At 70.3% G+C, this 21,752-nt stretch carries 18 protein-coding genes and 1 tRNA gene; 7 read left to right on the top strand and 12 right to left on the bottom strand.

Features of this window, described 5'->3' with window-relative positions:
• Window positions 1–73, bottom strand: a tRNA-Pro gene (locus IE107_RS01420).
• 126 nt (window positions 74–199) lie between these two features.
• Here IE107_RS01420 and IE107_RS01415 point away from each other — a divergent pair.
• Both IE107_RS01415 and IE107_RS01410 read left to right on the top strand, forming a co-directional pair.
• Entirely contained in the window at window positions 200–901 is a 702-nt protein-coding gene (locus IE107_RS01415; RefSeq protein WP_189540082.1) for a thiamine pyrophosphate-binding protein, read from the top strand.
• A gap of 74 nt (window positions 902–975) precedes the next feature.
• A complete protein-coding gene (locus tag IE107_RS01410) occupies window positions 976–1,878 on the top strand; it encodes a transketolase family protein (RefSeq protein WP_189540080.1) in 903 nt (300 codons plus the stop codon).
• 193 nt (window positions 1,879–2,071) lie between these two features.
• Here IE107_RS01410 and IE107_RS01405 read toward each other — a convergent pair whose 3' ends face one another.
• The 5 genes from IE107_RS01405 to IE107_RS01385 all read right to left on the bottom strand — a co-directional run bounded on the left by IE107_RS01405 (window position 2,072) and on the right by IE107_RS01385 (window position 9,452).
• Window positions 2,072–4,288: a right-handed parallel beta-helix repeat-containing protein gene (locus IE107_RS01405; protein ID WP_189540078.1), complete on the bottom strand. Its 2,217-nt coding sequence runs from the start codon at window positions 4,286–4,288 to the stop codon at window positions 2,072–2,074.
• Window positions 4,285–5,751 carry a M1 family metallopeptidase gene (locus tag IE107_RS01400; protein WP_189540076.1) on the bottom strand — a complete coding sequence of 489 codons (1,467 nt, stop codon included), beginning with the start codon at window positions 5,749–5,751 and terminating at the stop codon, window positions 4,285–4,287. The genes IE107_RS01405 and IE107_RS01400 overlap by 4 nt, the downstream gene beginning before the upstream one ends.
• Window positions 5,748–7,421 (bottom strand): extracellular solute-binding protein, encoded by a 1,674-nt coding sequence (locus IE107_RS01395; RefSeq protein ID WP_189540074.1) that lies wholly within the window; start codon window positions 7,419–7,421, stop codon window positions 5,748–5,750. The genes IE107_RS01400 and IE107_RS01395 overlap by 4 nt, the downstream gene beginning before the upstream one ends.
• A gap of 74 nt (window positions 7,422–7,495) precedes the next feature.
• Window positions 7,496–8,356 (bottom strand): carbohydrate ABC transporter permease, encoded by an 861-nt coding sequence (locus IE107_RS01390; protein WP_189540572.1) that lies wholly within the window; start codon window positions 8,354–8,356, stop codon window positions 7,496–7,498.
• 82 nt (window positions 8,357–8,438) lie between these two features.
• The gene (locus tag IE107_RS01385) at window positions 8,439–9,452 is read right to left on the bottom strand and encodes an ABC transporter permease (protein ID WP_189540071.1); all 1,014 of its coding nucleotides are present in this window, start codon (window positions 9,450–9,452) and stop codon (window positions 8,439–8,441) included.
• A 339-nt stretch (window positions 9,453–9,791) separates the two neighbouring features.
• Here IE107_RS01385 and IE107_RS01380 point away from each other — a divergent pair, with 339 nt between their 5' ends.
• From IE107_RS01380 to IE107_RS01360, 5 genes are all read left to right on the top strand, one after another.
• A complete protein-coding gene (locus tag IE107_RS01380; protein WP_189540069.1) occupies window positions 9,792–10,778 on the top strand; it encodes a hydroxyacid dehydrogenase in 987 nt (328 codons plus the stop codon).
• 62 nt (window positions 10,779–10,840) lie between these two features.
• A complete protein-coding gene (locus IE107_RS01375) occupies window positions 10,841–11,935 on the top strand; it encodes a LacI family DNA-binding transcriptional regulator (protein WP_189540067.1) in 1,095 nt (364 codons plus the stop codon).
• Between the two features lie 153 nt (window positions 11,936–12,088).
• The gene (locus tag IE107_RS01370) at window positions 12,089–13,489 is read left to right on the top strand and encodes a M60 family metallopeptidase (protein ID WP_189540064.1); all 1,401 of its coding nucleotides are present in this window, start codon (window positions 12,089–12,091) and stop codon (window positions 13,487–13,489) included.
• A 23-nt stretch (window positions 13,490–13,512) separates the two neighbouring features.
• Complete coding sequence (locus IE107_RS01365; RefSeq protein WP_189540602.1) at window positions 13,513–13,869, top strand: hypothetical protein; 357 nt, start codon at window positions 13,513–13,515, stop codon at window positions 13,867–13,869.
• 31 nt (window positions 13,870–13,900) lie between these two features.
• The gene (locus IE107_RS01360; RefSeq protein WP_189540062.1) at window positions 13,901–15,811 is read left to right on the top strand and encodes a DUF2264 domain-containing protein; all 1,911 of its coding nucleotides are present in this window, start codon (window positions 13,901–13,903) and stop codon (window positions 15,809–15,811) included.
• A 94-nt stretch (window positions 15,812–15,905) separates the two neighbouring features.
• Here IE107_RS01360 and IE107_RS01355 read toward each other — a convergent pair whose 3' ends face one another.
• From IE107_RS01355 to IE107_RS01330, 6 genes are all read right to left on the bottom strand, one after another.
• Window positions 15,906–16,493 carry a GAF domain-containing protein gene (locus IE107_RS01355; protein WP_189540060.1) on the bottom strand — a complete coding sequence of 196 codons (588 nt, stop codon included), beginning with the start codon at window positions 16,491–16,493 and terminating at the stop codon, window positions 15,906–15,908.
• A complete protein-coding gene (locus IE107_RS01350; RefSeq protein ID WP_373302389.1) occupies window positions 16,490–17,260 on the bottom strand; it encodes a GTP-binding protein in 771 nt (256 codons plus the stop codon). The genes IE107_RS01355 and IE107_RS01350 overlap by 4 nt, the downstream gene beginning before the upstream one ends.
• A gap of 166 nt (window positions 17,261–17,426) precedes the next feature.
• Window positions 17,427–17,798, bottom strand: coding sequence for a DUF742 domain-containing protein (locus IE107_RS01345; protein ID WP_189540058.1), 372 nt, complete (start codon window positions 17,796–17,798; stop codon window positions 17,427–17,429).
• Between the two features lie 2 nt (window positions 17,799–17,800).
• The gene (locus tag IE107_RS01340; RefSeq protein WP_189540055.1) at window positions 17,801–18,235 is read right to left on the bottom strand and encodes a roadblock/LC7 domain-containing protein; all 435 of its coding nucleotides are present in this window, start codon (window positions 18,233–18,235) and stop codon (window positions 17,801–17,803) included.
• 7 nt (window positions 18,236–18,242) lie between these two features.
• The gene (locus IE107_RS01335) at window positions 18,243–20,207 is read right to left on the bottom strand and encodes a sensor histidine kinase (RefSeq protein ID WP_189540053.1); all 1,965 of its coding nucleotides are present in this window, start codon (window positions 20,205–20,207) and stop codon (window positions 18,243–18,245) included.
• 625 nt (window positions 20,208–20,832) lie between these two features.
• The gene (locus IE107_RS01330) at window positions 20,833–21,666 is read right to left on the bottom strand and encodes a PIG-L family deacetylase (protein ID WP_189540051.1); all 834 of its coding nucleotides are present in this window, start codon (window positions 21,664–21,666) and stop codon (window positions 20,833–20,835) included.
• Between the last annotated feature and the right edge of the window lie 86 nt (window positions 21,667–21,752).

Below are 21,752 nucleotides of genomic sequence, written 5' to 3'. Positions count from 1 at the left end.
CGGGACGACAGGATTTGAACCTGCGACCCCTTGACCCCCAGTCAAGTGCGCTACCAAGCTGCGCCACGTCCCGATGCCCGTCTGACCTGGGGTTTCCCCTGGCCGAACGCGCATGAGAACAATACCGCACTCGGGCGGGTGGTCACGAACACCTTTCGCCGCTTGACCTCAACCAAGCTTGATGTTCAACGCTTGTTCCATGACGAAAACCACCGTCGCGCCGAAGCGCGACTACTACGACATGAACCGCCTGATGGGCCTGATGACCGGGGACGAGAAGCACGGCCCCGCGGCGACCTCCACCCTGGACGCCCTCTGGGTGCTGTACGACCGGGTGCTGCGGGTGACTCCCGGCACCGTCGATGCGCCGGACCGTGACCGGTTCCTGCTGTCCAAGGGGCACGGGCCGATGGCGTACTACGCGGTCCTGGCGGCGCACGGGTTCTTCGGGGAGGAGCTGCTGGCGGGGTTCGGGGCGTACGACTCGCCGCTCGGGCACCACCCCGACCGGACGCTGGTGCCGGGGGCCGAGATCGGCAGCGGGTCGTTGGGGCACGGGCTGCCGCTGGCCGTGGGGAGCGTGCTCGGGCTCCGGGCGCAGGGGCTCACCGGTCCGCGGGTGTGGGTGCTGATCGGGGACGCCGAGCTGGACGAGGGAAGCAATCACGAGGCGCTCGCCTATGCCGGCCCGGCCGGGCTGGAGCAGCTGCACACCGTGGTGATCGACAACGCGTCGGCCTCGTACGCCCGGCCCGACGGGATCGCGGCCCGGTTCGAGGCGGCGGGCTGGTCGGTCGACACCGTGGACGGACGGGACCACGAGGCGCTGTACGCGGCCTTCACGGCTCCGCACCCGGGACGGCCGCGAGCCGTGGTCGCGCGCGTCGACCCGAAGGAATGAACCGGGGGGACTGAGCCGAAGGACCGCTGCGCAACGCAGCGAGGACCGAAAAGAACACGAGAGGGACACTTCAGATGGACACGATGCGTGACCGTTTCATCGCCACCACGTCACAGCTGCTGGACGAGGACCCGCGCCTGGCGCTGGTCCTGGCCGAGATCAGCCGGGCCGGCTTCGACCGGGCCGAGCGAGCCCATCCGGACCGGGTCGTCAATGTGGGCATCAGGGAGCAGCTGCTGGTCGGAGCGGGCGCCGGGATGGCGCTCACCGGGCTGCGGCCGATCGTGCACACCTTTGCCAGTTTTCTGGTGGAGCGCCCGTTCGAGCAGGTCAAGCTGGACTTCGGCCACCAGGGAGTGGGCGGGGTGCTGGTGAGCGCGGGAGCGTCGTACGACTGGCCGGCCGGCGGGTTCACCCATATGTCGCCGGGCGATGTCGCGCTCCTGGACACCCTGGACGGCTGGACGGTTCATGTGCCGGGCCACCCGGACGAGGCCGAGGCACTGCTGCGGGAGGCGGCGGCCGGGGACGGCCGGGTGTATGTGCGTCTGTCGGTGCAGACCAACGACCGGGCGCGTCCGGTCGGCTCCGGGACCGGGTTCAGCGTGGTGCGGGAGGGGACGGGCGGGGTGGTGATCGCGGTCGGTCCGATGCTCGACAACGTGCTCGCCGCGACCGACGGGCTCGATGTGACGGTGCTGTACGCGACGACGGTGCGCCCGTTCGACGGAGCCGGGCTGCGGCGGGCGGCCGGTGGTCACGGGGTCGCCGATGTGGTGGTCGTCGAGCCGTATCTGGCGGGCACCTCCACGGCCGCCGCCAATGACGCGCTCGCCGAACTGCCGCACCGTGTGCTGGGCCTCGGGGTGGGGCGGGCCGAGCTGCGCAAGTACGGGGAGATGGACGAGCACCTCGCCGCACACGGCCTGGACGCCCGCGGGCTGCGGGAGCGGATCGGCGCCTTCCTCCGCCGTTGACGGGGACGACGAGGGTGGCGGTGTCCGCGAGCGGGACAGCCGGCTCCTTGCCGCTCTCCGTGACACTGAGCGGTGACATCGAGCCGGACGGCGGGTGGCGGGCGAGGTGGTGGTGCGGGCGAGCACGGCGACGCCGCCGGTCGGTCGACCGGCGGCGTCCCCGGGGTCTGCCGTGGGACGGGGTCGTACGGCCCTACGGGTGGACGAGCACCTGGGACAGTGCCACGCGCCCGGTGCCGGACGTCACGATCCTCACCGTGCGGGTGCGGCTGTCCAGGTCCAGGACCGTCGGGCGCAGTGCCTTCCCACTGACGTGGACCTTTCCGTCGTCCGTGACCACGTCGAAGTCGGCGGTCGTGGCCGAGGAGTTGTTCCAGATCTCGATCTGACGGATGTGCCGCTCGCCGCCCAGGTCGATCTGCCACCAGGCGCCCGCCTCGGACAGCGTGCGGGTGTCCGTGTTGGTGTCGCCGTCCAGGGCGAGCGCCGCGCCCGCCGTGCCCTCGGTGGAGGACTGGGTGGCCGTGCCGGTGCGGGCCAGGTCGGTGCGCAGCTGCTCGACCGGGCCGCCCTGGGCGCCCGCCCTGCGTGCGACGGCGAGGGCCTCGGCCGGCAGCCGGTCCAGGCCGGTGAGGTTGCCGGTCATGAGCGAGCCGTTGCCGCCGAGGGCGGGCGCGGCGGTGTCGGTCCAGTTGCCCCGGGCGGTGTTCTGGATGCCGTAGTCCGCCCAGTTCGAGACCCACTTGTAGCCGATGCGGGTGATGACGTTCTTCTCGACGACGATGTGCGAGGACTGTTCGTCGAGGTAGATGCCGTTGCCGTCGCGCTCGGTGTTCCCGAACGCGGAGCGGTTGATGTAGTTGCCGGAGACGACCGTGCCCGGCTGTGCGCCCTGGGTGTAGATCGCCCCGCCGTCGTGCTGTGCCCGGTCGACTTCCATGACGTCGGTGATCCGGTTGTTCGTCACCTTGTTGTCACGCAGGACGGACTTCTGCGACTCCGGCTGGTTCCAGCCCCAGCCGACCGAGATCCCTGAGTACGGGAGGTGGTCCAGGCTGTTGTGGTCGACGGTCAGCCCGGCCTCGTATCCGGCCCAGATGCCCACCGAGTCGGTGAACTCGACGCCGGAGCGGGTGATGGTGTTGTACGCGACGGTGTTCCGCTCCCCCGCGAGCGCCGCCGACGGCAAGGGTTCGGTGTCGCCCACATAGACGGCGCCGGAGGACAGGTCGGTGAAGGAGGAGCGGGTCACCGAGCTGTCCTTGGTGCCCGCTTCGAGGATCGCGCCCGCCCCGCCGAGCCGGCTGAACCGGGCGTTGTCGATGCTGACGCGCTGTCCGCCGCGGACGGTCACCGCGGCCGACGGCTTGGTGTAGAAGCGCCCCGCGTGGTCGACGGGGCCGGTGGCTCCGGTCAGGGTGAGACCGGCCTGCATGCCCGCGTAGCCCTCGTCGGTGCCGGGCTGCCGGTACGCCGCGTAGGCGAAGCCGATCCCGCTGACGGTGACGTCGTGGGCGCCGTCGACGACGAGCAGTTGTTCGGTGTGCGGGGTGACGGCCCGCACGTGGCGCATGTTCTCGCCCTTGCGCGGCAGGTAGGTGACGGTGCGGTCCTTCGAGTTCCAGACGAACTCACCGGGCTGGTCAAGGAGTTCAGGAGCGTTCTCGAAGTGGGCGACGCCGCTGTAGCGGGTGGAGTCGACCGTGGTGGTGTCCCAGGCGGGGCCGGTGCGGTCGGTGCCGCTCGCCGAGTTGGTCCAGCAGGGCTGGGCGAAGGTCATGACATCGCCGTTCACGCCCGTGATCCGGCAGTGGTAGTTGCGCCAGCGGATCCGGATGACGGCTTCGGCGTCGGTGGGGCGCTGCCACTGGGCGATGCCCGTGGCGGCCGCGCCGGTCATGCCGGTCTTCGTGGCGTCGCAGGTGCTCGCCGCGCAGGCCTCGCCGCGGGCGCGGGTCGCGCGCCTGCCGTCGATGAAGAGCTGACGCGGGTCGACACCGGCCGGGACACCCGCGGTCCAGGTGCCATCGGCGTTCTGCTGCCAGCCGGTGATGTCCTGTCCGCCGGAGAGGACGGGGCGGGCGCCGGGGGCCGCGGTCCAGGTGACGGTGCGGCCGTTCTTCCCGGAGTCGGCGGCGCCGAGCCGCAGGGGCCGGTCGAGCTCGTACGTGCCGTTCTTCAGGAGGACACGGACATCGCGCCCGGTCTCGGTGCGGGCCCGGTCGCGGGCGCCCTCCGGGGTGCACGGCCGGGCGGCGGTGCAGGAGGTGCCGGCTCCGTCCGGGGCCGCGTACAGGGTGCGGGCGCCGGGGGCGGCCTGGGCTGCCGTGGCCGCGAGGAGGGCGGCCAGGACAGCGGCACTCGCGGCAGCGGCGGTTCCTCGTACGACGTTCAGCGAACGGCGGTTCACGCGGAGACCTTCCAGTCGGGGTGGCCGGGCATGGGCGGGTTCACGGCTCCGAAGAGCCAGTCGCGCAGGAACGGGTCGAGGGACTTGTCGCCGGTGACGTCGACGGTGTGCCGGATGAAGTCCTCGCTGGTGTACGTGGAGTCCTTGAAGCGCTTCACCCACTCGCGCATGACCCGGTCGAACTGCCGCCGGCCGATCTGCAGGCTGAGGGCGTACAGGACCAGTGCGCCACCGTCGTAGATGTTGGTGCCACCGAGCGCCTTGGGCAGTCCGGGCGGGCCGTCGACGGCACGGACCGCGTCGAGCTTCTCGTACGTCGCCTTCATCTTGTCCTCGAAGACCGACCAGCCGCGCTCCTCGCCGTACATACCGGCGTAGTACACGGCGGGGCCCTCGTTGAGCCAGGCCTGCTGCCAGTCGTTCGGGGTGACGGAGTCGCCGAACCATTGGTGGACCAGTTCGTGGACCATGGTCGTCTCGTAACCGGGCCGGCCGTTGACATCGAGCTTGAACCAGTTGGTGGAGAACAGGGAGAGGGTCTGGTTCTCCAGTGCGTCGGTGTAGCCGTCGTAGATGTGGACGCCGTACACGGAGAAGGGGTAGCGGCCGAACTTCGCCTCCAGCCAGGCCAGATGGTCCGCGGTACGGGCGACGATCGGGGCGTACTTGCCCTCCTGGCCCTGGGGGACGATGTGGCGCAGCGGGAGCCCGCGACGGCTGGTGCCGTAGAGGTAGGTGCCCTTGACGACGGCGATGCCGATGAGTTCGGTCGCCATGCGCTCGCGCAGGGCGAAGTGCCAGACCGTGGAGCCGTCGGCGCGCGGGGTCTTGTGGAGGAGTTCGCCGTTGGCCGCGGCGACGTAGCCCTGGGGTGCGCTGATGTGGAAGGTCCACGTCGTCTTGTCGGACGGAGTGTCGTTGCAGGGCAGGAAGGTGTCGGCGCGGGAGGACTGGGCGGCGGAGGCGAAGCCGCCGTCGGTGCCGAACTTCCAGCCGGTCAGGCCGAGTCGGGGTGCCTTGCCGTTGCCCCGGTAGCGCACCTCGGCGGTGAAGGCCTGCCCGTTGTGGAGCGGGCGGGCGGGAGTGACGGTGAGCTCCTGCCCGCTCTTGCCGGGCGCGAGCGCCCAGGTGGCGGGGCGGCCGCCGACGGTGACGGATTCGATGGTGTGGCCGTCGGTGTCCAGGTTGAACGCGGAGAGGTCCTGGGTGGCCTTGGCGTTGATCCGCACCACGGCGGTGAAGTCGTAGCTGACCGGGGTGAAGTCGAAGGTCAGGTCGTAGTGGACGACCTGGTAGCCACCGTTGCCGAGGGTCGGGAAGAGCGGGTCGCCGACGCCGTCCGAGCCCGGCTTCGGGTCGAAGCCGTGCGACCGGGCAAAGGCGGGTGAGCCGAGGGCGGGTACGGCGACGGCCGCGGCCACCGCCGCGCCGCCGAGTCCGAGGGCCGAGCGTCGAGTCGTCACTTCTTCCCCTTCTGGAAGGCTTCCTCGAACTCGCCGCGGGCCTGCTCGCCGCCCTTGGCCAGGTAGTCCTTGACGAGCTGGTCGTAGGCGGACATGGGCTTGCGGCCGGAGATGATGTCCTTCAGCCCGTCGCCCTTGAGCGTGTTGAGGCTGCCGGAGCCCTTGGAGTCCCAGGTGGGCGAGGAGTACTGGAGGGTCGGGTCCGGCACCATCATCGGGATCATCTTGCTGAAGGCGTCGTGGACGTGGCGGACGCCCTGCTCCGAGTCCGCGCTGAAGATCGCCGGGACGGCGGAGGCCAGGAATTTCCAGGGCACGGTGACGTCCTGGGTGCCCTGCTTGGTGAGCGCCGGGTTGCCCTTGGCGTCGCGGGTGAAGTCCTTGCCCTCGACCCCGTAGTTGATGAGGGTGTACTCCTGGCTGCCGAACGGGGACGCGGCGAAGTCGGCGAGGGCCAGGACCTCCTTGACGCGGTCCCCGGACGCCTTCTTGATGTGGGTGTTCTGCAGCGCGATGTTGTCCATCCAGGCGACGGCGTCCTTGCCGACCGGCACGAAGGGGCGCGGGTCGTACTTCTTGTCGATCGCCTTCATCGAGGCGATGTAGCCGACGCCGGGGGCCAGGTAGGTGGGCATGCCGTCGTAGACGTAGGCGCCCTTGCCGTTCTTGAACATGTCCGTGTACTGGGCCTTCTGCGCCCCGGACATCTGGAGGGTGCCGGGGTAGTAGCAGCCGGCCTTGTACAGCAGCCGGGCCGTCTCGACGGCCTTGCGGTACTCCGGGGTCTCCAGGTCGACCGTGAACTTGCCGGTTTTCTCGTCCAGCCGCCAGAAGTTGGGCGCGCCCGCGGACATGGCCAGCATGCCGGTGGCGCCCGCGATGATGGCGTACTGGTCCTTCTTGGGCCGGGTCAGCTCCTTGCAGACCTCGACGAACCGGTCGAGGTCGGTGATCTGGTCCAGGCTCGTGACGCCGACCTCCGCGAACAGGTCGTGGCGGTAGACGCCGGCGCCGCCGGTGCCGGTGCGGGCGATCGGGATGCCGTAGAGCTTCCCGCCGAAGATCGCGCCCTGCCAGGCGCCCTTCGGGATCGCGGCCAGGTTCGGGTAGTCCTTGATCTTGTCCCCGGCGAGATACGGGGTGAGGTCGGCGCACTTGGCCCGGAGGAAGGCGGCCTTGTTGTCGACGCCGCCGCTCTCCGGGTACATGAAGATGTCGGGCAGGCTGTCGCTGGCGACCATGGTGGAGAACTTGGTGCCGTAGTCGTCGGCGGGCACGGCGGTGATGTCGACCTGGCCGCCCAGCAGCTTCTCGATCTCCTGCCAGGCGGCGTTGCCGCCACGCGCGGGCGGCGGCGGGGAGAACGTCTCCATCGTCGCGCTGATCGGCTTCGCCCCCTTGAGCGGGGTGTTCCCGGTGGCGCGCAGCGGCTTGGCCGGGTAGCTGAAGAAGCCCTGCGGTACACCGGCCGCGGTGCCGGCCAGGTCGGGCTTGAGGCCGATGTTGCGGACCGCGGTACTGGGCAGCAGCGAGGCGCTCTTGGCCTCCGCCTTCGCGGTCGTGCCGCCGTCGCCGCAGGCGGCGAGCAGCGGGGCGGCGGCCAGTCCCAGACCGACGCCCGCACCCATGCGGAACAGTGCTCTGCGATTGATGGGGGTGGAGCTCGACACCTGAATCTCCTTGAGAGACGGGGAAGGAAGGTGTGGGGGGCGGTGGTTGCGCTCAGAGGTCCTCGGGTGACCTCTCAGCCCTTGACGGCGCCTGTGAGCACACCCTTGGTGAAGTAGCGCTGGAGGAACGGGTAGACACAGAGGATCGGTACGACGGCGATCACCAGAACCGCCATCTGTACGGCCTGCTGCGGGGCGAGCACCTCGCCGGCCGAGGCGGCGTTCAGGCTCTGGCCCTGGAGCACATAGGTGCGCAGCACCATCGGCAGCGGCCATTTGTCGGAGTCGTTGAGGTACAGGAGCGAGTTGAAGAAGGCGTTCCAGTACGTCACCGCGTAGAAGAGGCTGATCACGGCGAGGACGGCCTTGGACAGCGGCAGCACGATCCGTACCAGGACCCGGAAGTCGCCCGCTCCGTCGACCTTCGCGGCGTCGTACAGCTCCTCGGGCAGGTTCATGAAGAAGGACCGCAGGACGACCAGATTGAAGGCGCTGACCAGGGTGGGCATGACGAGCGCCGCGTAGGTGTCGTAGAGGCCGAGGCCCTTGACCAGCAGGAAGTTCGGGATGATGCCCGCGTTGAAGAGCATGGTGAACAGGGCCGTCATCAGGATGAAGCGGGAGCCCGTGACCTCGCGGCGGGAGAGCCCGTAGGCCATGCCGACGGTGACGAGGAGGCTCGCGAGGGTGCCGATGACGGTGATGCCCACGGAGACGATCAGCGCCCGGGTGACGACTCCGCCGGTGAAGATGGTGCGGTAGGCGTCCACGGTGGGGTGGTCCGGCCACAGGACGAGGCCGGAGCTCTTGATGATGTCGGTCTGCGAGGCGAAGCTCGTGCCGATGACACCGACCAGCGGGTAGGCGACGGCGAGCACGACGACCACGATCGCGACGGCCTTGGCGGTCTGTCCGATGCGGGTCGGCCGCTCCATCCACGGGGGCCGGCCGTCGGACTTCCCTGCGGGTGCGGGGCGGGGCGCCGGTGCGGTGGATTCCGTTGTGGCGCGCGTCTTCTCAGCGGTCAGCACCGCGGTACACCCCTTCGTGGCCGAGCCGGTGGGCGAACTTGTTCGCGCCCAGGACGAGTGCGGTGCCGATGACCGCCTTGACGAGTCCGACGGCGGCGGCGACGCCCCAGTCGTTGTCCTTGATGCCGTGGTAGTAGACGTAGGTGTCGAGGACTTCACCCGCGTTCGGGCCGACCGCGTCGCGCTGGAGCAGGATCTGCTCGAAGCCGACGGAGAGGATCTGCCCGAGGTTGAGGATCAGCAGCAGGACGAGTACGGGAGCGATGCCCGGCAGGGTCACGTGCCACAGGCGGCGGCGCGGTCCCGCACCGTCGATGGCGGCGGCCTCGTACTGCTGTTTGTCGATGTTCAACAGCGCGGCGAGGATGATGATCGTGCCCCAGCCGGCATCCTTCCAGGCGACCTGAAGGGTCAACAGCCAGGGGAAGGCGTCGGGGTCGCTCATCATGTCGTAGCGCGGCAGCCCCAGACCGCCGAGGACATCGGGCAGGAGCCCGGCACCGCCCAGGATCTGCTGGAAGATCGAGACGATGATGACCCAGCCGATGAAGTGCGGCAGATAGACGACGCTCTGTACGAAGCGCCTGATCCGGTCGCTGGCGATGCTGTTGAGCAGCAGGGCCAGGGCGATCGGGACCGGGAAGAAGAACACCAGCTGGACGAGGGCGATCTCCAGGGTGTTGAAGGTCGCGGACCAAAAGGCCGGCTCGCTGAACGCAGCGGAGAAGTTGGCGAACCCCACCCAGACGCTGTGCATGTAGCCGAGGTACGGCTGGTAGTCCTGGAACGCCACGACATAGCCGAGCAGCGGTACGTAGTGGAAGACGACGAAGTACAGCAGGCCGGGCAGGGTGAGCAGCAGCATCACCCGGTCCCGCTTGATCCGCTGCCAGAGGCTCAGCCGGTGCTGTGCGACAACGGCCCCGGCGGCTGGCGGGGAGGGTGTTTCAGCCATCTTCCGCCGCTTTTCCCGCGGCAACGGGGGTGCTGTTTCAGCCATGGTGCGTCCTGTTCGGCTGGGTGGCGCGTGGTGGGCCTTCTGGGGCCGCAAGTTAGTAAGCGGTTAACCAAAGCGTCAAGAGATCCGGGCAAAAGTCATTGAGCCGCGATTCTCCAGCGGTCGAATCCGACGCATCGAACCCGCAAATATCCAGCTGAACTGGACAGTTGCAGCGGTCTGGAGCTTGACGGTCGGCCATCACGCTCCTTAGCGTGCCGGTCATCCCATAGAACGCGATTACTGTCCGGAGGCAGGGTGCGAACCACCGAAGAGGCATCGGCGCATTCCGGTAGCGATGCCGCGGCACCGTCCCCGCGACGGCCGCGCACGCTCCTGGTCATGAGCCCCGGACTGCTGGACGACGTCTTTCCACCACCGGTACGGGCCCGACTGGAGGAGACCGCCGATCTCCTCGCGCCTTTCGTGATCAGCGAGTTCGACTCCCCGGAGGCCGCCGAGGCACTGGGTGGAGCCGAGGTCCTGCTCACCGGCTGGGGCTGCCCGCCCGTCGACGCCGCACTGCTGGACCGGACGCCCGCGCTGCGTGCCGTGATCCACGCGGCCGGCACGGTGAAAACGTTTCTGTCCCCGGTTGCGTTCGATCGCGGGATCGTCGTCTCGTCGGCCGCCGCCGCCAACGCCGTCCCCGTCGCCGAGTTCACCCTGGCGGCGATCATCATGGGCGCCAAGCGGGTGTTCCCGCTGGCCGGACTCTTCCGCAGCCGGCGCACCCACCGCACCGGCGCCGACCTCGACCGGCAGCACTGGCTCGGCACGCACGGGCTGACCATCGGGGTGGTCGGGGCCTCCCGGATCGGCCGCCGGGTCATCGAACTCCTCCGGGTCCTCGACGCGGAGGTACTGCTCTACGACCCGTACGTCGACCGGGCCGAGGCGGAACTGCTCGGCGTCACCCCGACCGACCTCGACACCCTGGTGGCGACCAGCGACGTGGTGACCGTCCACGCCCCCGACACCCCGGAGACCCGCGGGATCATCGACGCCCGGCGGATCGGCCTGATGCGCCCCGGCACCCTGCTCGTCAACACCGCGCGGGGCCGCCTGGTGGACACCGAGGCGCTGACCGGGCACCTGGTCAGCGGGCGGCTGGACGCGGTCCTCGACGTGACGTCGCCCGAGCCGTTGCCGCACGGCCACCCCCTGTGGGACCTGCCGAACGTCTTCCTCACCCCGCACCTGGCGGGCGCCCAGGGCAACGAGGTCGGGCGGCTCGGGGCGCTCGCGGTGGAGGAGCTGGCACGGTACGCGCGGGGCACGCCGTTCGACCACCCGGTGCACCGGGCCGACCTGGGGAGGATCGCGTGAGTCCGTTGCCGGCGCAGGCTCTAGGCTCGGCGTCACACAACAGCCACCAGGGGGTGAGCCGGATGCGCCGGCAGAGCACAGCCGGGGACGGACAACGGCGGGCGACGGTCACCGACGTCGCGCGGCACGCGGGCGTCTCCACGGCCACGGTCTCCCGTGTACTGAACCGCAACTACCCGGTCGCCGAGGCGACCCGGGAGCGGGTCGAGTCCGCGATGCGCGAGCTGGGCTATGTCGTCAACGCCCACGCCCGCGCACTGGCCGGCGTATCCAACCGCACCGTCGGGATCATCGTCAACGAGGTCGTCGATCCCTTCTACGCGTACATCGCGCGTGGTGTGGAACGGGAAGCGGCCCTGGGCGGAAGGCTCTGCCTGGTCTGCTGCACCCAGGGCGACCCGCAGCGGGAGCTGGCCTTCATCGATCTGATGCACGAGCGCAGGGCGGACGCGGTGGTCGTGGTCGGCGGCTCCATCGCGGACCGGGGCTACACCACCGAACTGGCCCGCCGGGCGCGCGAGCTGGACGCGGGCGGATCGAAGCTGGTGCTGTGCGGCAGGCCGCCGCTGGGCGAGCAGGCCCCGACCGTCGCGGTCGAGTACGACAACGAGGGCGGCGCCTTCGCCATCACCGACCATCTGCTGATGCAGGGGCACGAGCGGATCCTCCACCTCGCCGGCCCGCCCAAGCTCTCCACCACCCGGGACCGGCTGGCCGGGTACCAGCGGGCGCTGCGGCTGCGCGGCATCGACCCGGATCCCGACCTGGTCCGGCCCGGCGCGTTCAGCCGCAGCTTCGGCTACCGGAAGATGGCCGAAGTACTGCGGGACGGACCGGACTTCACCGCCGTCTTCGCGGCCAACGACATGGTGGCGGCAGGCGCGGCCCAGGCGCTGGAGGAGGCCGGGGTCCGGGTGCCGAAGGACGTGTCCCTGGTGGGGTACGACGACGTCCCGGTGGCCCAGGAGCTGCGGCCGCGGCTGACCACCGTCCATATTCCGCTGGAGGAGATGGGACGTCAGGCGGTCCGGCTCGCCGTGAACAGCGGGGACGAGGACGACTGGCGCGAGCCGACCACGGGCGCGCTGCGGCTCGGTACCCACATCGTGGTACGCGATTCCGTCGCTCCGAGCCTCGGACGTTCCTCCCGGATGTGACCGGTTACTTCCCGCCCGTCCATAGTTGGCCATAGAAAATCACAGTAACTTCGTACCCCCTCTTGCCTCTGGATAGCAACCGCTTACATGCTGGCGCCGAGCAGCACCGTTCCGCACGCCTCCGCCCTCACTCATTTCCGCAGGGAGTTCCGCATGCGTATGCCCACAGACCCCGCCGGCTCCGCCACCACTTCCTCCACCGTCTCCGCACCCGTCGGCCGGCGTTCCGTTCTCGCCGCGGCCGCCGGTGCCGGAGCGGCCGTCGCTCTCGGCGCCGCCACCGGAACGGCTCGGGCGACCACGGCCGCCACCGGTCCGGAGCTGCGGGCCGGCCGCCCGGTCGAGCTGGCCCTGACCGCCCGGCCCGCCGCCGAGGCCGAGCGGCTGCGGCTCGGACAGGCCCTGCGCGGTTCGGAGTTCCAGGCCACCGGCCTGTATGTTCCGGCCGGCACCCCGCTCTCCCTCACCGTCCAGCCGTACGACGGCCTGCTGCCCACCCTGTGGATCGGCACCTGGGACTACTACGGCGAGATGACCGAGCCGCGCAGCTATCCGCTGACCGCGGGGGCGAACACCGTCACGGACCCGCACGGCGGCCCGGTCTACCTCACCCTGACGGGCCGCGGCGAGCGGGCCGGTGTGCTGCTGCGTTCCGGCGCCGTACCCATGCCGGTCTTCACCCTGGGCCGCACGTCGGAGGCCGACTACCAGCGGCAGCTGGACACGCTCACCACCTCGCCGTACGTCGAACTGCACGCACCGCACACGACCATGACGCTCACTCGCGAGGGTGCGCTGCTGTACCGCGACGAGGACCACGCCGCGCTGCTCGACCTGGTCGAGACGATCACCGACTCCCATGCCCGGATCAGCGGTCTCGACGGTTCGAAGCCGGTGCACCGGCGCAAGGCCGGGCCGTACCACTTCACCGAGGTCAGCAAGGTGCCCAGCGGCGTCGGTGCCTACGCCACCCACGGCTACAACGGCTTCCCGCGCGCCTATCTCGACCGGGCCACGACCGTGGAGGGGCTGCGGACCCGGGGCTGGGGGCTGTACCACGAACTGGGCCATCTCCACCAGCAGTTCGCCTACAAGCCCGGCGGCCTGACCGAGGTCACGGTCAACATCTACTCGCTGGCCACGCAGCGCACCCTGAAGCAGCCGTCCAACCTCCTCACCGTCGACCCGAAGACAGGGCTCACCTACTTCCAGTCGGCGCGGCAGAAGTTCGGCACCGCCGGGCTGACCTACGAGAAGTCCTTCGGCGCGTACGAGAAGCTCGTTCCGCTGCGCCAGCTGGAGCTGGCGTTCGGCGACGACTTCTGGCCCCGGCTGCACAAGCTGGTCCGCGAGGAGAACCCGCAGTCCGACTACACCGAGACCGACAAGCGCTACCGGGCCCTCGCCACCTGCTCCAGCCGGGTCGCGGGCTACGACCTCACGGACTTCTTCGTGAACACCTGGGCCTTCCCGATCGACGCCACGGGCCGGGCCGAGCTGGCCGCGCTGAACCTGCCGAAGCCGCCCGTCGACCCGGCCACACTGGCCGACTGACCACGGTGACAAGGGAGTTCGGCGTGATCCTCAGCAGACGAACGTTCCTCTCGGCGAGCAGCGCCACCGCCGTCACGGCCGCGACCGCACTCCTGACCCCGGCAGGCGCGGCGCACGCCTCACCCGCCGCGGTCACCTCCGCCCCGGCCACGGCCACCGCCGGCTTCGACACCCTGCTCCAGCGGGCCGAATCCCTGCTCACCGGTGGCGGGTTCGACACGGCCGACACCGAGGCGACGACCTGGGGCAGGTCAACGACGGCTTCTGACCGACCGTCGATCCGTACCGGCTCCCGTCTCGTTCCGGGCCGCAGGCCCGTACTCACCGTCGCCGTCGGCGGCTCGCGCGGCCACACCCACCGAGCCGAACTCAACCGGTAACCCACCGCACCACCCGAGGAGCACCACCACCATGTCCGTCGCACCGCATCTGCACCTGCCGCCGCCCGACCGGCTCCTGTCGTCACGAACCGGCTGGACCCGGGCCCACTGGGAGGCGACGGCCGACCGGATGCTGGATGCGCTGGTGCCGTACGCGACCCCCGGCTTCGCCCAGTACCGGCTGCCCGGCCGCAGCAGCTGGTCGGGGGTCGTCTCGGACGGTCTCGAAGGGTTCGCCCGGTCGTTCCTGCTCGCCGCCTGCCGGATCGCGGGCGCGGGCGGGGCGGCCGACCCCGCGCTGATCGAGCGGTACGCGGCGGGACTGGCCGCCGGCACGGACGCCAGTAGCGGCGAGGCCTGGCCGAAGCTGACGGACTGTTCGCAGCAGATGGTGGAGGCGGCCTCGGTCGCGGTGGCGCTGCACGAGACCCGGCCGTGGATCTGGGACCGACTGGACGCCCGGGTGCAGGAGCGGGTCGTCGACTGGTTCTCCGGGTTCGTCGGCGGACGCACCTGGGACAACAACTGGCGGCTCTTCCAGGTGGTTTCCGAGCAGTTCCTCGCCTCGGTCGGGGCGCCGTACAGCCGCTCGGACATCGAGTCGAACCTGGACCGGATCGAGGACTGGTACGTCGGTGACGGCTGGTACACCGACGGGGACGGCCGGAACTTCGACTACTACATCGGCTGGGCCATGCATCTGTACCCGCTGCTGTGGTCGCGGATCGCGGGCGCCGACGACGGGGGCAGGACCGAGGTCTACCGGCAGCGGCTGAGCCGGTTCCTGGAGGACTATCCGCACTTCTTCGGCTCCGACGGCGCGCCGGTCCACCAGGGCCGTTCGCTGACCTACCGGTTCGCCGCCCTGGCGCCGGTGTGGATGGGGGCGCTGGCCGACTGCACCCCCCTGGCGCCGGGGCTCACCCGCCGGCTCGCCTCGGGCACGATGCGGCACTTCGCGGAGCGCGGTGTACCGGACGAGCGGGGGCTGCTGACGCTGGGCTGGTACGAGACGTTCCTGCCGAGCACCCAGCCGTACTCCGGTCCCGCCTCGCCGTACTGGGCGAGCAAGGGTTTCCTCGGGCTGCTGCTGCCGGCCGGCCATCCCGTGTGGACGGAGCGCGAACTGCCGCTGCCCATCGAGGAGTCCGACCGGTACACCGCGCTGCCCGCCACCGGCTGGCTGCTGCACGGCACCCGTGACGACGGCATCGTCCGGCTGATCAATCACGGCAGCGACCACAATCCCCCGTACGACGAGTCGGCCGACCCGTCCGAGGGCACCGACGATCCGCACTACGCCAGGCTCGCGTACTCGACGGCGACGGCACCCGAGGCCGCCCCGCACGCCGTGGCACGCTCCATCGACGGCCATCTGGCTCTGGTCACGGCCGACGGCACCCCTTCACTGCGCCGCCGGATCCATCCACTGCGCTGCGAGGACCGTGTCGCGGCGTCCTGGTACGCGGCCCGGCTGCCCGGTGACGACCATCCGTACCGGATCGAGACGACGAGTGTGCTGCACGGTCCGTGGGAGATCCGGGTGCACCGGGTCGAGGCGCCGGAGGGCGCGGTGGTGCGGGAGGGCGGTCACGCGGTCTCCCATGTCCAGAGCCCGTTCGCCCTGGCGGGCCCCGACTGGGCACTCGCGCGCACGGCCGACGGTCTGAGCAGCGCCCTGATCGCGCTGCACGGCTGGGACGGCGGTAAGGAAGGGGCCGCTGTGGCGCGTGATGTCCAGTCCAACGCGTACGGGCCGCACTCGGCGATTCCGTATCTCCGCAGCGGGCCGCACCCGGGCGGACGGAGCGTCCATGTCTCGCTGGTCGCCCTCTCCCGGGACACCCTGTATCCGGAGGCGTTGCGCGACGCGGTGCGGGTACGGGCAGGTGTGGACTCGGTGATGCTGACCTTCCTGGACGGTACGACAGTCGAAGTCTGATCGCGTCCGGAGTCCGGTGTGTCCGAAGCACGGTCGCGGCGGGATTCGGATCGCGGTCGTGGGCCGGGGCGCCGCCCGAGCGGTCGTCGGCCGGTCAGATTCCGACGCTGTTCGCCTCCCGTTGGTCGATGTGCCCGATGAGCTCCAGGGCCAGGGACTTGATCGTGTCGAGCCCCGCCCTGCCCCACGGGCGGGGCTCGGTGTCGACGGCGCAGACCGCACCCAGGACAATGCCCGTGCGGTCGATGAGGGGCGCGCCGAGATAGGAGCGGATGCCTATGTCGTCGACCACCGGATTGCCCGCGAACCGCGGGTAGTCGCAGACGTCCTCCAGCACGAGCGCCTTGCGCCGGACGACGACATGCGGGCAGTAGCCGCGGTCGAGCGCGACGTACCGGCCGCTGCGGCTGCTGCCCGCGGCCGTGACGCCCAGGTCGGAGCCCTTGTGCGTGCCGGCCGGGGTGTGGAGCCCGGCGAAGAACTGCCGGTTGCCGTCGATGAAGTTGACCATCGAGAAGGGCACTTCGGTCACCTCGGCCACCCGGTCGGCGAAGGCGTCGAAGTTGTCGAACGAAGCGTCGGGGCGTTCCCCGAGCCCGAGCGTCCTCAGTCGCTGGGTACGGAACATGGCATCGCGGTCTTCGGGTGTGAGCAGCATGCGACCGATGGCGTTCCGGGTCACGGGTGGGCTCCGAAGCCGGTCAGCGGGGACGGGGCCGAGGTGGCGTTGATCAGGTGCTGGACCAGCGTGACCAGTGCCCCGGTGCCCGAGCTGGCGATCCGGGCATCGCAGAGCACCACCGGGACGTCCGGTCCCAGGTCGAGTGCGGCCCGGATCTCCTCGGGCGCGTAGCGGTAAGCGCCGTCGAACTCATTGACCGCGATGATGAACCCGATGCCGCGCCGCTCGAAGAAGTCGACGGCGGCGAAGCACTCGGCGAGCCGACGGGTGTCCGCGATCACGACCGCTCCCAGCGCGCCCTGGGAGAGTTCGTCCCACATGAACCAGAAGCGTTCCTGGCCCGGGGTTCCGAACAGATAGAGAACGTGCTGCTCGTCGAGCGTGATGCGGCCGAAGTCCATCGCCACGGTGGTGGCGGTCTTGGACTCGATGCCGTCGAGGCTGTCGGTCGCGGCGCTGACCTGGGTCAGCAGTTCCTCCGTGCTCAGCGGTGCGATTTCGCTGACCGCCCCGACGAACGTCGTCTTACCGACACCGAAGCCGCCCGCCACCAGCACCTTGAGCGCGACGGGAAAGCCCTCGGAGCCGACGGGACCTGCGGCTCCGGAGACATCCGGGGCGTCGGCGGGGTCGCCATGGACGGGTACGGACTCGTAGCGCGCCCCGGTTTCGAAACCCTGCCCGGATTCAAAACCCGGAGCATCTCCGTAGCCCTGCGCGCCACCGTAGCCGTAGCCCGGGTTTTCCCCGTAGCTGTGGTTCCGCACGGCTCCGCACTCCTGCGCGTTTCCGTAGTTCTGCGCGCCCCCGTAGCCCTCCGGACCTCCGAAGCCCTCCAACGGGCCGAGGCTTCCGTTGCTTTCGTTGCTTCCGTAACTCCCGAAACCTTCGGAGCTTGCGTTGTTCTCGTACGCGGCAGAGCTGCCGAAGCCGTCAGAGCTGTCGTCGTAAGCCATCGAGCACTGCCTCCAGCAGGGATCGGTCGGTGGGCATGTCATGGAAGGCGGGCGGGTGCGCGGTCACTGCCCCGCAGTCGACCAGGTCGGAGACGAGCACCTTGGTGACGACTGCGGGCAGCCGCAGATGGGCGGCGATCTCGGCCACCGAGGTGGGGCCGCCGCACAGCCCCAGTGCGACGGAGTGCTCGGGACCGAGATGTATCTGCGGTTCGGTCCCCGTGGCCATGACCAGGGAGAGCAGATCGAGCACGGCCGTCGGACGGGTACGGCCGTTGCTCACGGTGTAGGGGCGGATGAGCCGGCCTGCCGCGTCGTCGAGCAGCGGCCCGTCCTGCGGGAGCGTCACCCTCACAGCCCCGTGGCGCCGGGGGTTCCGGCCGCCTGTCTCACAGGCGTCATCAGATAGGGCCGGACGCTCTTGACCAGCATGGTCATCTCGTAGCCGAGCACCGCCGCGTCCGTCTCGCGTCCGGCGAGGACCGCGAGGCAGGTGCCGGACCCTGCGGTGGAGACGAACAGCAGGGTCGAATCGAGCTCGACCACCACTTGTCGCACCTCGCCGCTGTCGCCGAAGCGCGCGCCCGCGCTGCGGCCGAGCGAGTACAGGCCGGCGGCCAGCGCCGCCATGTGGTCGGCGCTGTCGGCGTCCATGCCATGAAGGGATTTCACCAGCCCGTCGGCGGAGAGAAGAACCGCGCTGCGTGTGTACGGAACACGTTGGACCAGTCCGCTCAGCAGCCAGTCGAGGTCCGAGACCTGACCGGACGGCATATCGGTCGCCATGGTGCATCTACTCCTTGGAGGTGTTCGTTTCGATGTGGTCGTCGGTGGGGGCCGCTCCGTGGCCCGGAGCCGAGGGGTGCGGGGCGGCGGGCGCGGTGAGCCCGCGTACCGGCAGCGGTTCGAGCGGGGTGCGGGACTGCCAGGACTGCGGATTCTCCGCCTCCAGGGCCGTGTCCGGCTCCAGGGCCGTGTCCGGCTCCGGGGCTGCGTCGGCCTCGGATTCGCTGCGGGCCTCGGCGAGCTCGATGCCTCGCCGGAAGGCGGCCATGAGTCCCGGGTCGTGCAGGGCCTGTTCGTCCTCGGTGCGCGGGGCCGGTGCCTCCCTGAGCTGCGGAACCAGGTGCTCCTGGTTGGCGCGCCTGGGCAACTGGGGCCGGCCCATGGTGCCGCGTACCACTCCGGGCTCGGAGTGGAGTACGTCGGGAACCTCGTCCGTGGGCCGGATTCCGGGGCGGGCCTCGGCCGGGGTGGGGCGGTCGGGACGCTCGGCGCGCAGCGGGAGCGGTGGTGCTCCGCCCTGGCTCTGTGCCTGCTGGGGCGGTTGGTGCAGGCGCAGCGGCTGGCTGGGTACGTACGGCTGACGGCCGGTGTTCGACTGCGGGCCCGGTGCGGTGCCTGGACCGGGGGTCAGGCTCGGGTTCGGCCTGTGGTGGCCGCCCCTCCCGTCCTCGGACGGTGGGCGGTGCACGGGACCCGGGGGCGGGACCGGGGTCGCGCCTTCGGCGGCCGGGGCGTCCGCGTCCACGCCCAGCAGGGACTGCGGGAGGACCAGTACGGCCTGTGTGCCGCCGTAGATGTTGCTCTGCAGCCGGACCGCGATGCCGTGCCGGCGGGCCAGTGACGCGACGACGTACAGGCCGATCCGGCCGTCCTGGAGCAGGTGGGCCACATTGACCTGGTCGGGATCGGCGAGCAGGGCGTTCATCCGCTTCTGCTCGTTGCCCGGCATGCCCAGTCCGCGGTCCTCCACTTCGAGGGCCAGCCCGGCGGTGACCTGCTGGGCGCGCAGCAGCACTTGGGTGTGGGGGGCAGAGAACACGGTCGCGTTCTCGACCAGTTCGGCCAGCAGATGGATGACGTCGGCCACGGCGTGGCCGCGCAGCGTGCCGTCGATCGGCGGGACGAGCTTGACCCGGGGATACTGCTCGACCTCGGCGATCGCCGAGCGCAGGATCTCGGTCATGGTGACCGGGTTGCTCCACTGCCGCCGGGACACGGCGCCACCGAGGACGGCGAGGTTCTCGGCGTGCCTGCGGATGCGGGTGGCGAGATGGTCGACCTGGAAGAGGCCCTTGAGCAGATCGGGGTCCTCGACCTCGTTCTCCAGCTCGTCGAGCAGCTGGATCTCGCGGTGCACCAGCGACTGGAGCCGGCGGGCGAGATTGACGAAGACCTCGACCTTCTGGTCCTCGCCGGAGTGGTCGGAGAGCCGGGACGCCTGGACGACCGCGGCGACGGCGGCTTCCTGCTGGCGGCCGAGTTCCTGGGCGAGCAGCTCGAAGGCGTCGCTGCCCGGGGCGGCGGGCTCGGTGGCCCTGCGCGCGCTCACCGGTTCGCCGTTGCGGAGCTGTTCCACCACGTGCCGCAGTTCGGCCTGGCCCTGGGCGCACGTGCGGCGCAGTGCCAGACAGCGGCCGAAGACGGTGGTGGCGACTCGGTTTGCGGCGAGGTACGCGGCCAGCACCGCGGCCAGCGCCGGCGCACCGGCCGCGCCCAGCGCGATCCAGAGTTCGGTGGAGGACCGGGCTCCGGTGGTGCGGGCGGTGAAGACGACCGCTGCGGCCCCACTCAGTACCGCTACGAGGGTCGGCAGCACCGCGGTGCGCAGGATCTGGGGCCGTATACGCGCCTCGGGGGACGGCTGGGCGGCGCGCGGCCTGCTCGCGGCCGAGTGGGAACGGGCACCCGGTCGGCCGTGCCGTCCGCCCTCTCGGCGTTCCGGTCGCGCTTCGGGTGCGCGAAGTTGAGACATCAGTGTCCTCGGTACGTGGGGCACCTGGAATCGGCGTTCATGAGGTGGCACCTGCGGTGGTCGGTCAGGCTCGGTTCATCGGTCGGGAAGGCTCGAAAGTTGTGAGCCCACCGTTGATCACCGGCCACACACGGTAGTCGTCAAGCACACGAGTGCGGCGGGCAGTTGTCGAACTTGCCCGCCATCCGTCCCGCTCTGGTATGAGCTTTCGCACAGTAGACCGATTACTCCGCATTGGCCCCCGGTCGGCAGGCGCCTGAACGGCCTACGGATGCGAACCCCTGAACGCACGAAACGGCCCGGCCCGTCCGGTCATGCCGGACGGGCCGGGCCGCCTGCTGTCCCCCGTGTGATCCGTACGCCGTTACGCGCTCGGCGCCACCTCGGCATGGTCGGCCTCCGCGGCCTCGGGCTCCCGGCCCCTGCCAACCGCCGCATCGGCCGACAGCTCCGTGATCCGGGCCGCACCCGCGGGCCTGCGCGCTCCAGCGATTGCGGAGCCACCTCGCGCCACCAGGGCTCGGAAGGAACGGTTCGCGCCGTGGGTTCGGCCGCCACGGGACTGGCGCACCGTCCAGTCCACGCCAGCGCCAACGCCATCGCGGTAATGACGACACACAGCGGATCAACGCAGTCCGGCGAAGAGATCGTTCTCGGGTACGGCCGCGCCGGTGGCGTCCTTGACACGTACAAAGGTCTCCATGCCCATCAACTCGCCGAACCTCTCCTTGCCCATCTTGAGGAAGAAGATGTTCTCGCCCTGACTGGCGTGCGCGGCCAGCGCATCGAACTTCTGGCCGCTGAATGCGGTGGTGTCCACCCATGTGGTGATCTCGTCGTCGGGCAGGCCGATCTCGGCCATCGCGGCGGCCTCGGCAGGATCCGGCTCCGGCATGTCCTCATGAAACTCGCGCATGGTCTCCCCGAACCGCTGCATCATCGAGCGAGGCATCGTCGTCCAGTAAACCTTCGGTGTCAGCGCGGTCATCTCCAGCGCCGCCATCGTGATGCGGTGGGCCTGGATGTGGTCGGGGTGGCCGTAGAAGCCGTTCTCGTCATAGGTGACGACCACATCGGGTCGGTAGTGCCGCATGAGTTCCGCAAGTCGGGCAGCGCCTTCCTCCACGGGGGTCTGCCAGAAGGATCCGGGGGCGTCGTTGCTCGGCCAGCCGATCATCCCGGAGTCGGCATAGTCCAGCAGCTCCAGATCGCTGACCTTCAGGACGTCGCAGCTCGCCTTGAGTTCTTGGCGGCGCATCAAGGCAACGGCCGCCGGATCATGCCCGGGATCGCCCGGCTTGACACCCCCCGTTCCGTCACCGCAACGGCCGTCGGTACACGTCACGAGAACCGTGCGGACGCCTTCCGCCGCGTACCGCGCGAGGACCCCTCCGGTTCCGGTCGCCTCGTCGTCGGGGTGGGCGTGCACTGCCATGAGCGTCAAGGGCCGGTCGGTCATGAAACAGTCCTCCTGCAGAAAGTACGGGTTGGTCCGAGTGCACGGCGGGCGTACCGCGACCCTGGGGTCCGGATCCTGGCGGGGCG

This window comes from Streptomyces gelaticus, from assembly GCF_014649535.1.
In the GTDB taxonomy this organism is placed as follows: Bacteria; Actinomycetota; Actinomycetes; order Streptomycetales; family Streptomycetaceae; genus Streptomyces; species Streptomyces gelaticus.
This window is presented reverse-complemented; position numbering and strand designations above follow the sequence as displayed.